Source organism: Pseudomonas sp. R43(2017) (assembly GCF_002112345.1).
Classification (GTDB): domain Bacteria; phylum Pseudomonadota; class Gammaproteobacteria; order Pseudomonadales; family Pseudomonadaceae; genus Aquipseudomonas; species Aquipseudomonas kribbensis.
The window spans coordinates 328,464-343,941 of sequence record NZ_NEHJ01000008.1; the positions used below are offsets into that span (position 1 = coordinate 328,464).

13 protein-coding genes are annotated in these 15,478 nt (G+C 60.3%); 9 read left to right on the top strand and 4 right to left on the bottom strand.

Annotated elements, in window-relative coordinates:
- Window positions 1–28: 28 nt before the first annotated feature.
- The 3 genes from CAG02_RS22980 to CAG02_RS22990 all read left to right on the top strand — a co-directional run bounded on the left by CAG02_RS22980 (window position 29) and on the right by CAG02_RS22990 (window position 4,509).
- The gene (locus CAG02_RS22980) at window positions 29–1,729 is read left to right on the top strand and encodes a glutamine--tRNA ligase/YqeY domain fusion protein (RefSeq protein WP_085712419.1); all 1,701 of its coding nucleotides are present in this window, start codon (window positions 29–31) and stop codon (window positions 1,727–1,729) included.
- Between the two features lie 20 nt (window positions 1,730–1,749).
- Window positions 1,750–3,132 carry a cysteine--tRNA ligase gene (cysS, locus tag CAG02_RS22985; RefSeq protein WP_085712418.1) on the top strand — a complete coding sequence of 461 codons (1,383 nt, stop codon included), beginning with the start codon at window positions 1,750–1,752 and terminating at the stop codon, window positions 3,130–3,132.
- Between the two features lie 171 nt (window positions 3,133–3,303).
- On the top strand, window positions 3,304–4,509 hold the full coding sequence (locus CAG02_RS22990; protein WP_085712417.1) for an MFS transporter: 1,206 nt from the start codon (window positions 3,304–3,306) through the stop codon (window positions 4,507–4,509).
- A 67-nt stretch (window positions 4,510–4,576) separates the two neighbouring features.
- On the opposite strand, the gene CAG02_RS22995 is transcribed toward CAG02_RS22990, so the two are convergent.
- On the bottom strand, window positions 4,577–5,449 hold the full coding sequence (locus CAG02_RS22995; RefSeq protein WP_085712416.1) for an undecaprenyl-diphosphate phosphatase: 873 nt from the start codon (window positions 5,447–5,449) through the stop codon (window positions 4,577–4,579).
- Between the two features lie 133 nt (window positions 5,450–5,582).
- On the bottom strand, window positions 5,583–7,421 hold the full coding sequence (locus CAG02_RS23000) for a sigma-54-dependent Fis family transcriptional regulator (RefSeq protein WP_085712415.1): 1,839 nt from the start codon (window positions 7,419–7,421) through the stop codon (window positions 5,583–5,585).
- A gap of 249 nt (window positions 7,422–7,670) precedes the next feature.
- Here CAG02_RS23000 and CAG02_RS23005 point away from each other — a divergent pair, with 249 nt between their 5' ends.
- The 6 genes from CAG02_RS23005 to CAG02_RS23030 are packed head-to-tail and all read left to right on the top strand — an operon-like array spanning window position 7,671 to window position 13,635.
- Complete coding sequence (locus tag CAG02_RS23005; protein WP_085712414.1) at window positions 7,671–8,765, top strand: ABC transporter ATP-binding protein; 1,095 nt, start codon at window positions 7,671–7,673, stop codon at window positions 8,763–8,765.
- Window positions 8,765–9,874 carry an ABC transporter ATP-binding protein gene (locus CAG02_RS23010; RefSeq protein ID WP_085712413.1) on the top strand — a complete coding sequence of 370 codons (1,110 nt, stop codon included), beginning with the start codon at window positions 8,765–8,767 and terminating at the stop codon, window positions 9,872–9,874. Before CAG02_RS23005 ends, CAG02_RS23010 begins: the two co-directional genes overlap by 1 nt.
- Window positions 9,871–10,737, top strand: coding sequence for a carbohydrate ABC transporter permease (locus tag CAG02_RS23015; protein ID WP_085712412.1), 867 nt, complete (start codon window positions 9,871–9,873; stop codon window positions 10,735–10,737). Before CAG02_RS23010 ends, CAG02_RS23015 begins: the two co-directional genes overlap by 4 nt.
- 30 nt (window positions 10,738–10,767) lie before the next feature.
- Window positions 10,768–11,562, top strand: a complete 795-nt coding sequence (locus tag CAG02_RS23020) for a carbohydrate ABC transporter permease (protein WP_371856522.1) — start codon at window positions 10,768–10,770, stop codon at window positions 11,560–11,562.
- A gap of 10 nt (window positions 11,563–11,572) precedes the next feature.
- Complete coding sequence (locus CAG02_RS23025) at window positions 11,573–11,845, top strand: DUF2160 domain-containing protein (RefSeq protein WP_039767461.1); 273 nt, start codon at window positions 11,573–11,575, stop codon at window positions 11,843–11,845.
- Between the two features lie 47 nt (window positions 11,846–11,892).
- On the top strand, window positions 11,893–13,635 hold the full coding sequence (locus CAG02_RS23030) for an ABC transporter substrate-binding protein (protein WP_085712410.1): 1,743 nt from the start codon (window positions 11,893–11,895) through the stop codon (window positions 13,633–13,635).
- Between the two features lie 43 nt (window positions 13,636–13,678).
- On the opposite strand, the gene CAG02_RS23035 is transcribed toward CAG02_RS23030, so the two are convergent.
- Both CAG02_RS23035 and CAG02_RS23040 read right to left on the bottom strand, forming a co-directional pair.
- Window positions 13,679–14,464 (bottom strand): alpha/beta fold hydrolase, encoded by a 786-nt coding sequence (locus CAG02_RS23035; protein ID WP_256576933.1) that lies wholly within the window; start codon window positions 14,462–14,464, stop codon window positions 13,679–13,681.
- Window positions 14,465–14,553: 89 nt separating this feature from the next.
- Entirely contained in the window at window positions 14,554–15,471 is a 918-nt protein-coding gene (locus tag CAG02_RS23040; protein ID WP_256576932.1) for a trans-aconitate 2-methyltransferase, read from the bottom strand.
- Window positions 15,472–15,478 lie beyond the last annotated feature (7 nt).

Here is a 15,478-nt window from a genome sequence, read left to right on the forward strand (position 1 = left end):
GGCCGCGCACATGTAAGTCAAGGATCCTATGAGCAAGCCCACTGTCGACCCTACCTCGAATGCCAAGTCCGGCCCTGCCGTGCCGGTCAATTTCCTGCGGCCGATCATCCAGGCAGACCTGGACTCGGGCAAGCACACCCAGATCGTCACCCGTTTCCCGCCTGAGCCCAACGGCTACCTGCACATCGGCCACGCCAAGTCGATCTGCGTGAACTTCGGCCTGGCCCAGGAGTTCGGCGGCGTCACGCACCTGCGTTTCGACGACACCAACCCGGCCAAGGAAGACCAGGAATACATCGACGCGATCGAAAGCGACGTCAAATGGCTGGGCTTCGAATGGTCCGGCGAAGTGCGCTACGCCTCGCAATACTTCGACCAGTTGCACGACTGGGCCGTCGAGCTGATCAAGGCCGGCAAGGCCTACGTCGACGACCTGACGCCTGAACAGGCCAAGGAATACCGCGGCAGCCTGACCGAGCCGGGCAAGAACAGCCCGTTCCGCGACCGTTCGGTGGAAGAGAACCTGGACTGGTTCGCCCGCATGCGCGCCGGTGAGTTCCCGGACGGTGCCCGCGTGCTGCGCGCCAAGATCGACATGGCCTCGCCGAACATGAACCTGCGCGACCCGATCATGTACCGCATCCGCCACGCTCATCACCACCAGACCGGTGACAAGTGGTGCATCTACCCGAACTACGACTTCACCCACGGTCAGTCGGACGCCATCGAAGGCATCACCCACTCGATCTGCACCCTGGAGTTCGAAAGCCATCGTCCGCTGTACGAGTGGTTCCTCGACGCACTGCCAGTGCCGGCGCACCCGCGTCAGTACGAATTCAGCCGTCTGAACCTCAACTACACCATCACCAGCAAGCGCAAGCTCAAGCAACTGGTCGATGAAAAGCACGTCAATGGCTGGGACGATCCGCGCATGTCCACGCTGTCGGGCTTCCGCCGCCGTGGCTACACCCCGGCGTCGATCCGCAGCTTCTGCGACATGATCGGCACCAACCGTTCCGACGGCGTGGTCGACTTCGGCATGCTCGAGTTCAGCATCCGTCAGGATCTGGACGCCAACGCTCCGCGCGCCATGTGCGTGCTGCGTCCGTTGAAGGTCGTGATCACGAACTACCCGGAAGACCAGGTCGAAAACCTCGAACTGCCGCGTCATCCGCAGAAAGAAGAACTCGGCGTGCGCCAGCTGCCGTTCGCCCGTGAAATCTACATCGACCGCGATGACTTCATGGAAGAACCGCCAAAGGGCTACAAGCGCCTGGAGCCGAATGGCGAAGTGCGTCTGCGCGGCAGCTACGTGATCCGTGCCGACGAAGCGATCAAGGACGCCGACGGCAACATCGTCGAGCTGCGTTGCTCCTACGATCCGGACACCCTGGGCAAGAACCCTGAAGGCCGCAAGGTCAAGGGCGTGATCCACTGGGTGCCGGCCGCTGCCAGCGTCGAGTGCGAAGTGCGTCTGTACGATCGCCTGTTCCGCTCTCCGAACCCGGAGAAGGCCGAAGACAGTGCGAGTTTCCTGGACAACATCAACCCTGACTCACTGCAAGTGCTGACCGGTTGTCGTGCTGAACCCTCGCTGGGCAATGCACAGCCGGAAGACCGTTTCCAGTTCGAGCGCGAAGGTTACTTCGTCGCGGATATCAAGGACTCGAAACCAGGTCAGCCGGTATTCAACCGTACCGTGACCCTGCGTGATTCGTGGGGCCAGTGATCAAGTCTTAAGGAATGACCGTGCTTTCGATCTACAACACGCTCACCAAGAGCAAAGAAGTCTTCAAGCCGCTGGATGGCAACAAGGTGCGCATGTACGTCTGCGGGATGACCGTGTACGACTACTGCCACCTGGGCCACGGCCGCAGCATGGTCGCGTTCGACCTGGTGACCCGCTGGTTGCGGTTCAGCGGTTATGACCTGACCTACGTGCGCAACATCACCGACATCGACGACAAGATCATCAACCGGGCCAACGAGAACGGCGAGTCGTTCGAAGCGTTGACCGAGCGCATGATCGCCGCGATGCACGAAGACGAAGCGCGCCTGAACATCAAGAAGCCGGACATGGAGCCGCGCGCCACGGATCACATCCCTGGCATGCACGCGATGATCCAGACCCTGATCGACAAGGGTTTCGCCTACGCCCCGGGCAATGGCGACGTGTACTACCGCGTCGGCAAGTTCATGGGCTACGGCAAGCTCTCGCGCAAGAAGATCGAAGACCTGCGCATCGGTGCGCGGATCGAGGTCGACGAAGCCAAGGAAGATCCGCTGGACTTCGTGCTGTGGAAAGGCGTCAAGCCGGGCGAGCCGAGCTGGGAATCGCCGTGGGGCGCCGGGCGTCCGGGCTGGCACATCGAGTGCTCGGTGATGTCCACCTGCTGCCTGGGCGAGACCTTCGACATTCATGGCGGCGGCAGCGACCTGGAGTTCCCGCACCACGAAAACGAAATCGCCCAGAGCGAAGCGGCCACCGGCAAGACCTACGCCAACGCGTGGATGCATTGCGGCATGATCCGTATCAATGGCGAGAAGATGTCCAAGTCCTTGAACAACTTCTTCACCATTCGCGACGTGCTCGACAAGTATCACCCGGAAGTCGTGCGTTATCTGCTGGTGTCGAGCCACTACCGCAGCGCGATCAACTACTCGGAAGACAACCTCAAGGACGCCAAGGGCGCCCTGGAGCGTTTCTATCACGCGTTGAAAGGCTTGCCGAACGTGGCGCCGGCTGGCGGCGAAGCCTTCGTCGAGCGTTTCACCACGGTGATGAACGACGACTTCGGCACGCCGGAAGCCTGCGCGGTGCTGTTCGAGATGGTCCGCGAGATCAACCGTCTGCGCGAGAGCGATCTCGATGCGGCGGCCGGTCTGGCGGCGCGCCTGAAAGAACTGGCCAGCGTGCTGGGTGTGTTGCAGCTCGAAGCCGATGACTTCCTGCAGGCCGGCGCCGAAGGGCGTGTCGATGCAGCCGAAGTCGATGCGCTGATCGCTGCGCGTCTGGCGGCTCGTGCCGGCAAGGACTGGGCCGAATCCGACCGCATCCGCGACCAGCTCACCGCCATGGGCGTGGTGCTGGAAGACGGCAAGGGCGGTACGACCTGGCGTCTGGCTGACTGATTGCGGTGATTGCTACAAACAAAACCCGCCTTGTGCGGGTTTTTGTTTTTCTGCTGTTCAAGTGGTGTTGCTTTTGCTCTGCGCGTAGGTCTTGATGTCTGGCGCGACCAACATGGGCTGCAGCCCTTGTAGCGGGATGCTGGTCAGCGACGTATATGGAAGGGAGAAATCATGGCAAACCACTATCGCGAACTCCTGACAACCCCGGGCGCAACGGGGTTGGTGCTCGCGAGCGCTATCGCACGATTACCGCAAGCGATGATCGGCATTGGCATCATTACCATGCTGGTGGAGCAAAGCGGTATCTACTGGCTGGCCGGTGCAGTCGCCGGTACGTTCACCCTCGCCAATGCACTGATCGGCCCGTACATCTCGAAACTCGTCGATCAGCGTGGCCAGAGCCGTGTGCTGCCTGTCGTGACGACTTTCAGCATCGGCATGTTGCTGGCGCTGATATTTGCCGTCTATATGAGGGCACCGGCGGCATTGCTTTTTGTTCTGGCTGCATTGGCGGGCACCATGCCGAGCATGCCGTCGATGATCCGGGCCCGCTGGACGCAATTGTTCCGGGGCAAGCCGCAACTGCACACGGCGTTCTCTCTGGATACGGTGCTGACCGAACTCGCTTACATCATCGGCCCACCCATGGCGATCGGTTTGAGCGTGAGTCTTTTTGCCGAAGCCGGGCCGCTGGTCGCGGTCGGGCTGCTGGCCGTCGGGGTGACGGCGTTTGTCCTGCAACGTCAGACCGAACCCAAGGTTGTTGTGGGTCAAACGAGGCATACGGGTTCAACTTTGCTGATTCCCGGCGTTCCCACCATCGTGCTGGCGCTGTTGGCGATGGGGGCAATCGGAGGCTCGATCGATGTCGCCGTTGTCGCCTTCGCTAATGCGCAAGGATGGCCTGCCTCAGCGACCTTCATCCTCGCCGCCTATGCATTCGGCTCGCTGGTGGCGGGCCTGACGTTCGGTGCCTTGAGGGTTACCCTGCCGATAGAAAAGCAGTTCTTTATCGGGATCCTGGTCACGGCCATCACAGGCGTATTGCCTTTGTTTTCACCGGACGTTTATGTCCTCTCGGCGATGCTGTTTATCGCCGGCATATCGTTTGCGCCAACCATGGTCGTGGTCATGAAGCTGGGGACGATCATCATCCCGCCATCGAGGATTACCGAAGGGCTGACCTGGATGACCACTGGCATCAGCATCGGCGTCGCCCTGGGTGGATTGCTCTCGGGTTTGATCGTTGATGCCTATGGCGCTCGGGCAGGTTTCGGCGTAGCCGTTTTCGCCGGGCTGGGGATGCTGATAGTGGTGCTGGCCGGGCTGCGTACCTTGGGTGCCGTATCAACGAGTGTTGAGCCGACCTGCCAGTAACCTGCGTTGTACGAAGGCGCAATAAACAAAACCCGCACCAGGCGGGTTTTGTTTATTGCGGTGGACCTTAACTCAAGAGCCCGGTGCTGACCGCGACGATCAGGAAAATCCCCAGTACTGCGCGGTAAATCACGAATGGCCAAGTGGAGAATTTCTCCAGAAACCGCATCAGGCCCCAGATTGCGAAAAACGCCGAGATGCTGGCAATCACCAGACCGAAAATCAGGTGCGCCCAGGCCTGCGCCGGCAGTTGCGCATGAAACAACACCCACAACTCCTTCAACCCCGCCAGCGCGATGGCCGGCAGCCCGAGCAGGAAGGAGAAGCGTGCCGCTTCCTCACGTTTGAAGTTGAGGAACAGCGCCGCCGTCAGCGTCGAGCCGGAGCGCGAAACGCCGGGAATCAGCGCCCCGATCTGCGCGATCCCCACGATCAGCGCGTCGCGCAAACGCATTTCGCCGACGGTACGGCGATGGCGACAGGTGAGTTCGGCAATGGCCAGCAACACTGCCATCACCACGCAGGAAATCCCGATCACCATCAAACCGCGCAACGGCGAGTTGCAGGCATTGAGTGTCGACGACAAGGCGATGCCGGCAATACCGATGGGGATGGTCGCCAGCACGATGGCCACCGCGAGGATGAACCATTGATTGTTGAAATCCCGTTGTCGCACCGCCTCCAGACTGCCGGTCGCGACCTGTCTCACGTCGCGCCAGAAATAACTGACCACCGCCGCCAGTGCGGCCAGTTGCATGGCGGCGGAAAACGCCGAGCCAGGATCCGGCCAGCCGAGCAGGGCCGGGACGATGCGCATGTGGGCGGTGGAGGAAACGGGCAACAACTCGGTGATGCCTTGAATGACGCCGAGGATGCCGATTTGCAGGTAATCCAGCGAGGCGAAGCCGATATCAAGGCCGGTAGAACAGATGTTGGTCAAAGAACTTACCCTGTGAGGATCAGGAAGAGGGGGCGAAAACCTGAAACATTTCGTCACAGTCTAGCGGGTACGGTCAATGGGTGCAGTGAAGGGTTTTTTAGGGTGATCGGGCTGACGCCTTCGCGAGCAGCAGTCAGCCTTCAGCCTGACGCAAACGCTTATAAAGGGTATTGCGGCTCACCCCCAACCGCCGCGCCAGATGGGAAATATTGCCCCCGGCCGCCAGCAGCTCTCGATTCAACGCCTCGCTGTCATTCAGATCGATCCCCAACGGTTCAGGGGTTTCCAGCGGCTCCATCTCCAGGTCGACAAAGAAATCATCCGGCAGATGCTCAGGTCTTACCGGTTGCTCTTCGGCCATGGCCAGCGCGACCTGCATCACGCTGCTGACCTGACGCAGATTGCCCGGCCACGGGTGCCGGTCGAACAATTCCAATACTTCGCGGCTCAATCCTGCCCACTGCGTCGGTTCCCGATGCTGTTCCCACAAACGTTTGAACAGCGCCTGTTTGTCACTGCGCTCGCGCAGCGGCGGTAACTCCAGGGTCAGGCCGCCGATGCGGTAGTACAAATCCTCGCGAAAGCGCCCCAGTTGCACCTGTTCGCGCAACGAGCGGTTGGTGGCGGAGATGATCCGCAGATCCACCGGGAACAACTCGCTGCTGCCCACCGGTTGCACGCAACGTTCCTGCAATACCCGCAGCAGGCGGGCCTGGGTTGGCAGCGGCATGTCGCCGATCTCGTCGAGGAACAGCGTGCCCTTGTCGGCCTTGCGGATCAGGCCGATGCTGCCTTTCTGGTTGGCACCGGTGAAGGCGCCTTTCTCGTAGCCAAACAGTTCTGACTCCACCAGTTCGGCGGGAATCGCTGCGCAATTCACGGCGATGAACGCCTGTTTGCTGCGAGAGCTGGCCTGGTGCAGGGCTTTGACGAAGACTTCCTTGCCGACCCCGGTTTCACCGTGGATCAACAGCGGAATGTCTTTTTCCAGCAGGCGCTCGGCCTGACGCACGGCTTTTTCCACGCGGCTGTCGCCGAAGTGCAGAGTGTTGAGGCTGATCACTGCAGGTGGGACAGGTTTGGATTCCTCTGTAAACACCCGCGCCTGAACCGGTGCCTGCTTGGGCCGTTTCAACAGGCACTGGAATCGATTGCGCCCCGACGTCTGCAAGGAAAACGGCAAACCGTCCGGCTGATTCAGCAACTCCAGCAACGACACCTTGAACAGACTCTCGACACTCACCCGCGACAACCGCACGCCCAACAGATTGTCAGCCCGGCGGTTGGCCGACAGAACCTGACCGCTCTCATCGAAAATCAGCAAACCCGCCCATTGGCTGTCGAGGTTGTTCAACCCGGTGTTGAAGGTCAGTTGAAAATGCTGGCCGTGGAACAGGTTGAGGATCAGCCGGTTCTCAACGGTCTGACTCATCATCTTGACCATGCCGAGGGTGTGCGAGGGCGGCAGGTAGCTGTCGCTGGACACATCAAGCACCGCGATGACCTTGCGTTCGGCGTTGAAAATCGGCGCGGCGGAACCGGTCATGAAGCGGTTGGCCTTGAGGAAATGCTCGTCGTGCTCGATGTGCACCGCCTGCTCGCAAGCCAGCGCCGTGCCGATGGCATTGGTGCCGCTGGCGTGTTCCATCCAGCTTGCCCCGGCCTGAAAGCCCCGCGCCAGATTCGGCTCGATAAAGCGCTGGGTGCCCCAGGACGTCAGCACCTGGCCCTGATTGTCGGCCAGCATGATCAGACAGTTGGAGTTGCTCAGGATGTTCTCGTAGTACGGCAGCACTTCCTGATGGGTGGTCTGTACCAGCGAATGGTGACTGTCGAGCAACTGCGCGATACCGGAGGCGGGCAACTGGTCAAACGCCGGAGCATTTTGATGCTTGAGACCGAAGGCGCGGCAACGGGACCAGGAGTCCTGGACGATGGCTTCGTGGGAAAGCGGCGGGGCAGGTGCGGACATGGCAGTCAGCCTCTGAAAGCAGCGTTTTTATTATTGTTATGAGGCCCCTCGGGACCCGAAAAGCATCGATAGAGTGTTGTTCACTATTGTTCATTGTCAATCGTTGAACTGTTCAAATGTGTTCAGCAATGAAGGTGGCTTATCCGCGTTTTCGGCGATTTTCGCGGCGAATCAACGGCTTGGGATTTCTGGCACGAATGTCGCTCTGTTGCACACGTCGCTTGACTCCAATAATAAAAAGGCCGAGCCATGTCACTCACCCTGGAGCACGTCAGCCGCACCGTCGAGGGCCAGACCTGGATCGACGATGCGAACCTGAAATTCGAAGCCGGATCCTTCAATGTCCTGCTCGGGCGCACGCTGTCCGGCAAGACCAGCCTCATGCGCCTGATGGCCGGTCTGGACAAGCCCGACAGCGGCCGCATCCTGATGAACGGCGTCGACGTCACACAGAGGCCGGTGCGTCTGCGCAACGTGTCGATGGTGTATCAGCAGTTCATCAACTACCCGACCATGACGGTGTTCGAAAACATCGCCTCGCCGCTGCGTCAGGCCGGGATCTCCAACGAGCAGATCCAGAGCAAGGTGCAGGACACCGCGAAGATGCTGCGCATCGAGAAGTTCTTGAAGCGCTATCCGCTGGAGCTGTCCGGCGGCCAGCAACAGCGCACCGCCATGGCCCGGGCGTTGGTCAAGGATGCCGAGCTGATCCTGTTCGATGAGCCGCTGGTCAACCTCGACTACAAACTGCGCGAAGAACTGCGCCAGGAAATGCGCGAGCTGTTCAAGGCCCGCCACACCATCGCCATCTACGCCACCACCGAGCCCAACGAAGCGCTGGCGCTGGGTGGCACCACCACCATTCTTCACGAAGGCCGGGTGATCCAGAGCGGCCCGTCGACCGAGGTCTATCACCAGCCACAAACGGTGCTGGCGGCGGAATTGTTCTCCGAGCCGCCGATCAACCTGATGCCGGGGCGCATCGCCGGTAACGAGGTGAGTTTCGCCAACTTCGTGCACTTCCCGTTGAACGTCGACCTGCGCCCGGTGGGCGAGGGCGAGTTCCGTTTTGGCGTGCGGCCCAGCCATATCTCGCTGGTGCCGAGCAACGACGACGACCTCGAATTGGCGGTGACCGTCGAGGTGGCGGAGATCAGCGGTTCGGAAACCTTCCTCCACGTGCGCAACGAGCATTTCCTGCTGGTGCTGCACTTGCCCGGCGTTCACGAATACGACGTCGATGCGCCGATCCGCATCTATATCCCGACCCATAAACTGTTTGTGTTCGATGCGCAGGGCCGTCTGGTGCAGGCACCGGGCCGGCGTGTCGCGAGGGTTGCCTGATGGCCGAAATCCGTTTGCAGCACCTCGCCCACAGTTACAGCAAAAGCCCTGGCGGGCCGGAAGATTACGCGATCCGCGAAATGGACCACATCTGGGAGCAGGGCGGTGCCTATGCCTTGCTCGGGCCGTCGGGTTGCGGCAAGTCGACCTTGCTCAACATCATTTCCGGCCTGCTCAGCCCGTCTCAGGGGCATGTGCTGTTCGACGGCAAAGCGGTCAACGACCTGACCCCGGAGAAGCGCAATATCGCCCAGGTGTTCCAGTTCCCGGTGGTCTACGACACCATGACCGTGTTCGACAACCTGGCCTTTCCGTTGCGCAATCAGGGCCTGGCCGAGGCCAAAGTCCATAGCAAGGTGCAGGAAATTGCCGAAGTCCTCGACCTGCAAAACCTGCTGAGCAAAAAGGCGCGCAACCTCACCGCCGATGAAAAACAGAAAGTCTCCATGGGCCGTGGGCTGGTGCGCGACGACGTTTCGGCAATCCTCTTCGACGAGCCGCTGACGGTGATCGACCCGCACCTGAAATGGAAACTGCGGCGCAAGCTCAAGCAGATCCACGAGCAGTTCAACATCACCATGGTCTACGTCACCCACGATCAACTGGAGGCCTCGACCTTCGCCGACAAGATCGCGGTGATGTACGGCGGCCAGATCGTCCAGTTCGGTACACCTCGGGAATTGTTCGAGCGCCCGAGTCACACCTTTGTCGGCTACTTCATCGGCAGCCCCGGAATGAACCTGATCGAGGTGCAGCCGCAACAGGGCGGGGTGGGTTTCAACTCGACCCACCTGCCGCTTTCCGACGCCTTGCAACGCCATATCGAACACGGTCAATGGAAAAATCTGAAGGTCGGCATCCGCCCCGAGTTCATTCATGTGTGGGACGAGCCGTTTGACGACGCGATGCAGGCGCGGGTCGTACATGTCGAAGACCTCGGCACCTACAAGATCATGACCCTGGATCTGGACGGCGCACCGCTGAAAGTGCGTCTGGCCGAAGACAAACCGGTGCCCCGGGGCACGGCGTACATCAGTTTTCCGGCGCAGTGGCTGATGGTCTACGCCGATGAATTCCTGCTCGAAGCCAGCGAAGAGGTGCAGCCATGAACAAGGTGCAGAACAACAAGGCCTGGTGGCTGGTGTTGCCGGTGTTCCTGCTGGTGGCCTTCAGTGCGGTGATCCCGATGATGACCGTGGTCAATTACTCGGTGCAGGACATCTTCGATCAGTCCAGCCGCTACTTTGTCGGCGCCGATTGGTACAAGCAGGTGCTGCTTGATCCGCGTCTGCATGACTCGTTGCTGCGCCAGTTCATCTATTCGGCGTGTGTGCTGCTGATCGAAATCCCGCTGGGAATTGCCATTGCGCTGACCATGCCGACCAAGGGCCGCTGGTCGTCGGTGGTGCTGATCGTGCTGGCGATTCCGCTGCTGATTCCATGGAACGTGGTCGGCACCATCTGGCAGATCTTCGGCCGCGCCGACATTGGTCTGATGGGATCGAGCCTCAATGCGATGGGCATCAGCTACAACTACGCGGCCAACACCATGGACGCCTGGGTCACGGTGTTGGTGATGGACGTGTGGCACTGGACCTCGCTGGTGGCGCTGTTGTGTTTCTCCGGGCTGCGGGCGATTCCCGATGTGTATTACCAGGCGGCGCGGATCGACCGGGCTTCGGCCTGGGCGGTGTTCCGGCATATTCAACTGCCCAAGCTGAAAAGCGTGCTGCTGATCGCGGTGATGCTGCGCTTCATGGACAGCTTCATGATCTACACCGAGCCCTTCGTGCTCACCGGCGGCGGGCCGGGCAATGCCACGACCTTCCTGAGTCAGACGTTGACCCAGATGGCCGTAGGCCAATTCGACCTGGGGCCGGCGGCAGCCTTTTCGCTGGTGTACTTCCTGATCATCCTGCTGGTGTCCTGGCTGTTCTATACCGCCATGACCCACAGCGACGCCAACCGCTGAGGCCCGGCCATGAGCAAACGTCTTACCCCTATGAAAAAAGTGATCCCACTGCTGCTCTACATCCTGTTCCTGCTGGTGCCGATTTACTGGCTGCTGAACATGTCGTTCAAGAGCAACACCGAAATTCTCGGTGGCCTCACGCTGTTTCCCCAGGACTTCACGCTGCACAACTACAAGGTGATCTTCACCGATCCGAGCTGGTACACCGGTTATCTCAACTCGCTGTATTACGTGAGCCTGAACACGGTGATTTCCCTGAGCGTGGCATTGCCGGCGGCTTACGCGTTTTCCCGTTACCGCTTCCTCGGTGACAAGCACCTGTTCTTCTGGCTGCTGACCAACCGCATGGCGCCGCCGGCGGTGTTTCTGCTGCCGTTCTTTCAGCTGTATTCATCGATTGGTCTGTTCGACACCCACATCGCGGTGGCGCTGGCGCACTGCCTGTTCAACGTGCCGCTGGCGGTGTGGATTCTCGAAGGATTCATGTCCGGCGTGCCCAAGGAAATCGACGAAACCGCCTACATCGACGGCTACAGCTTTCCCAAGTTCTTCGTGAAGATTTTCATCCCGCTGATCGGCTCCGGGATCGGGGTGACAGCGTTTTTCTGCTTCATGTTTTCCTGGGTCGAACTGCTGCTGGCGCGCACGCTGACGTCGGTGAATGCCAAGCCGATTGCGGCGGTGATGACGCGCACGGTGTCGGCGTCCGGCATCGACTGGGGCGTGCTGGCGGCGGCGGGGGTGCTGACCATTCTGCCGGGCATGCTGGTGATCTGGTTTGTTCGCAACCATGTGGCCAAGGGCTTTGCCCTGGGCCGGGTCTGAGGAACTGATGATGGAATGGATGAGCTGGACCGTCCCGACGGCGGCGTTTTTCATCGTGATTGGCTTGATCCTGGTGGGCATGACCACCTGGGAGCTGCGCTCGCCGAGCATCCTGCGGCGAGGGTTTCTGCCGATTGCCACCACCCGTGGCGATCGCTTGTTCATTGGTCTTCTCGGCAGCGCCTACCTGCATCTGCTGGTGATCGGCGTAACCGACTGGAGCATCTGGGTGGCGTCCGCGTTGTCCCTGGTGTGGCTGTTGGCTGTGATGCGTTGGGGCTAGTCGAATCGCTCGGCAATGTTGCTCCAGAACTTAAACAGGAGGTCTCTATGTTCGACAAAAACAATAAGCTGCGACATAGCATTTCATTGGCAGCCATGCTGGCACTCAGCGGTTTGAGCGCATCCGCCTGGGCCGATGCCTACGAGGACGCGGCAAAAAAATGGATCGGCAGCGAGTTCAAGCCGTCGACCCTGACGCCGGAACAGCAACTCGAAGAACTGAAGTGGTTCATCAAGGCCGCCGAGCCGTTTCGCGGGATGGACATCAAGGTCGTCTCGGAAACCCTGACCACCCACGAATATGAATCCAAGGTGCTGGCCAAGGCCTTCAGCGAAATCACCGGGATCAAGCTGACCCACGACCTGCTGCAGGAAGGCGACGTCGTGGAAAAAATGCAGACGGTGATGCAGTCGGACAAGAACATCTACGACGGCTGGGTCAATGACTCGGACCTGATCGGTACGCACTTTCGCTACGGCAAGACCGAGTCGATTACCGACCTGATGGCCAACGAAGGCAAGAACTTCACCTCGCCGACCCTCGACATCAAGGACTTCATCGGCATCTCCTTCACCACCGCGCCGGACGGCAAGATCTATCAATTGCCCGACCAGCAATTCGCCAACCTGTACTGGTTCCGCGCCGACTGGTTCGAGCGCGCCGACCTGAAAGCCAAGTTCAAGGAGAAATACGGCTATGACCTGGGCGTGCCGGTGAACTGGTCCGCTTATGAAGACATCGCCAAATTCTTCAGCGAAGACGTCAAGGAAATCGACGGCAAGCGCATCTACGGGCACATGGACTACGGCAAGAAAGACCCGTCCCTGGGCTGGCGCTTCACCGACGCCTGGTTCTCCATGGCCGGTGGCGGCGACAAGGGCCTGCCCAACGGCTTGCCGGTGGACGAGTGGGGCATCCGCGTCGAAGACTGCCACCCGGTGGGTTCCAGCGTGACCCGCGGTGGCGATACCAACGGCCCGGCGGCGGTGTTCGCCACGACCAAGTATGTGGACTGGCTCAAGGCCTACGCGCCACCGGAAGCGGCAGGCATGACCTTCTCCGAGTCCGGCCCCGTGCCGTCCCAAGGCAACATTGCCCAGCAGATCTTCTGGTACACCGCGTTCACCGCCGACATGACCAAACCGGGCCTGCCGGTGGTCAACGCCGACGGCACGCCGAAATGGCGGATGGCGCCGTCGCCACGCGGACCGTATTGGGAGGAGGGGATGAAGCTGGGGTATCAGGACGTGGGTTCCTGGACCTTCATGAAATCCACGCCTGAGAAACAGAAACTCGCGGCCTGGCTGTACGCGCAGTTCGTGACCTCGAAGACCGTATCGCTGAAGAAAACCATCGTCGGCCTGACACCAATCCGCGAGTCGGACATCAACTCGCAAGCCATGACCGACCTGGCACCGAAACTCGGCGGTCTGGTCGAGTTCTACCGCAGCCCGGCCCGGGTGCAATGGACGCCGACCGGCACCAACGTGCCGGATTACCCACGTCTGGCACAACTGTGGTGGAGCCACATCGCCGAAGCCGCCAGCGGCGACAAGACACCGCAACAGGCGCTCGACGGTCTGGCCAAGGATCAGGACGCGATCATGACCCGTCTGGAACGCTCCAAGGCCCAGGCCACCTGCGCGCCGAAAATGAATCCCGAGCGCGACGCCCAATACTGGTTCGACCAACCGGGTGCACCGAAGCCGAAACTGGCGAACGAAAAACCGAAAGGCGAAACCGTGAGCTACAACGAACTGCTCAAGTCGTGGGAGGCAGCACGCAAGTAAGCGTTTTTGCGGGACGGAACGGCACCTCCGGGTGCCGTTTTTTTCAGCCCTCGATTTCACGTTTCACTGCCCGGCGCACGGCTTTGAGAATGGCGCTTTCAAAGGCGTTGTGCCCGGCATGCAGCAAACGGCAGTGAATGTTCATGCGTTGTCTGAGCCAGCGCACGCTGGCCATGCCGAAGGTATCCCGAATGCCCTGGATCAGCAGGGTGTTGTCGTCGAGGGTCAGCTTCTGGTCCCTTGGCTGGAAGAAATAGCCTTGAAGGTGATAATGCAATTCCAGACGGATGGCGAGCACCGCTTCCTGATCGACGAAACTCTCCAGTGAGTCGGGGCAAACCGTCTGGCCCGTGCGGCGTAGAACAGCACTCAGCCATTCGATGGCGGCAACGCGCTGTTGCAACGGGCAGCCTTCGCCGAGTATCCGGAAGATGTCTCTGGCGCGATGGCTTGAGGTCGCTGGTGGCGACTGCGCCAGCCCTTCATTGAGTGCCCGGTCGTACGCCCGGACATTGGTCGCGAAAGGTACGAACACTGATACCAGCGTGGTTTTCAGCAGGTGCTGCGGATAGCGCTGCTGGTACTGGATTGCCAGCCAACTGCCCCACGAAACGCCGAGCACACTGATCTTTTCGAAGCCGAAATGCTGGCGCAGAGCGTCGATGTCTTCGACACACAGGCCTGTGGTGTTGTCGCGCAATTCTCCGTAAGGCGTCGAGCGCCCGCAACCGCGTTGGTCAAACAGGATGATGTCGAAACGGCGCAGGTCGAAGAATTCCAGGTGATGGCGGCTGATTCGCCCGCCGGGGCCTCCATGCAGGAAAAACACCGGTTCGCCTCCCGTGATTCCATGCCGTTCCCAATAGAGTTGATGTCCGTCGTCGGTTGGGTAAAAGCCTCTGCCTTGCAGGGAAAACGTCATGCGGTTGCGACCTTCAGGCGATAGAACTGGAACAGTTCCGTTTGTCCCGGACGTGCCGCGACGCTGGATTCCAGTTGCAGGTTGTGAGCGGCGGCGAGCCAGACGACAGGGATCAGCACCGGGGTGTGACCGAAGACGAGGATTCTGCCGCCAGGCTTGACGCAACGAATGAGCGATTCGAATGCGGTCCGGGCTTCAGAGCGGGTCAAGACTTCGGCATTGAGGAAACGCAGGATCAGCACATCGCAGCGGATTCCCGCATTGAAGGCTTCCATCGCATCCAGCAAGTGGAAATCAACGGACGTCCCGCCATGACATTGCCGGGCGTGTTCAATCATCGAGGCTGAGCGATCACTCCCCAGGCACATGCAGTCGGGCAGGGCGCGGGCGAGGTGAGCGATGAATTCGCCCGTCGAACAGGCGGGGTCGTAGATCAACGCGCCGGTTTCGGTGATTGCCTGGAGCAGCCCTGCGCACTGTTCGCGCAGGTGTTGTTCATCGTTGTTCAACTGTTCGGCCAGTGATTCGCTGCATTGCCAGAAATCAGCCGGACAGACCGCTTCCCGTCCTGCCGCGTCAACTATCGGAAGCGGGAACAGAATCTCGCTGTCAGGCAGACGTAATGCTCGTTCAAAGGTCTGCGCTTTCTGTTCGACAGAGGCCGTCCGATAGCCGATCGACAATCCTTCATCCCCCCATAGTGAGTGGAGATGCGGACCCAGCAACATGCAGGGTTTGAGCACGCTGCTGGTGTGCCATCGAAAATGCCGGTCACGTTGCAGGCGCTTGCGGCCGACCCAGACCTCGCCATTTACCCGCAGGAAAAAAACGTGATGCAGTCCGCTGCCTGGAGGTTCGAGGTAATGGCCGACAGTACCTTTCTCGTCGATGTGAAGGTGCATGGAACTGGCCAATGCCAGT

What these genes read in the sequence shown, in the direction of transcription:
- CAG02_RS23025 (WP_039767461.1), top strand. Translation starts at nt 11,573, where the DNA reads ATGGAATGGATGAGCTGGACCGTCCCGACGGCGGCGTTTTTCATCGTG.
- CAG02_RS23000 (WP_085712415.1), bottom strand. Translation starts at nt 7,421, where the DNA reads ATGTCCGCACCTGCCCCGCCGCTTTCCCACGAAGCCATCGTCCAGGAC.
- CAG02_RS23020 (WP_371856522.1), top strand. Translation starts at nt 10,768, where the DNA reads ATGAAAAAAGTGATCCCACTGCTGCTCTACATCCTGTTCCTGCTGGTG.
- CAG02_RS23005 (WP_085712414.1), top strand. Translation starts at nt 7,671, where the DNA reads ATGTCACTCACCCTGGAGCACGTCAGCCGCACCGTCGAGGGCCAGACC.
- CAG02_RS23030 (WP_085712410.1), top strand. Translation starts at nt 11,893, where the DNA reads ATGTTCGACAAAAACAATAAGCTGCGACATAGCATTTCATTGGCAGCC.
- CAG02_RS23010 (WP_085712413.1), top strand. Translation starts at nt 8,765, where the DNA reads ATGGCCGAAATCCGTTTGCAGCACCTCGCCCACAGTTACAGCAAAAGC.
- CAG02_RS22990 (WP_085712417.1), top strand. Translation starts at nt 3,304, where the DNA reads ATGGCAAACCACTATCGCGAACTCCTGACAACCCCGGGCGCAACGGGG.
- CAG02_RS22980 (WP_085712419.1), top strand. Translation starts at nt 29, where the DNA reads ATGAGCAAGCCCACTGTCGACCCTACCTCGAATGCCAAGTCCGGCCCT.
- CAG02_RS23015 (WP_085712412.1), top strand. Translation starts at nt 9,871, where the DNA reads ATGAACAAGGTGCAGAACAACAAGGCCTGGTGGCTGGTGTTGCCGGTG.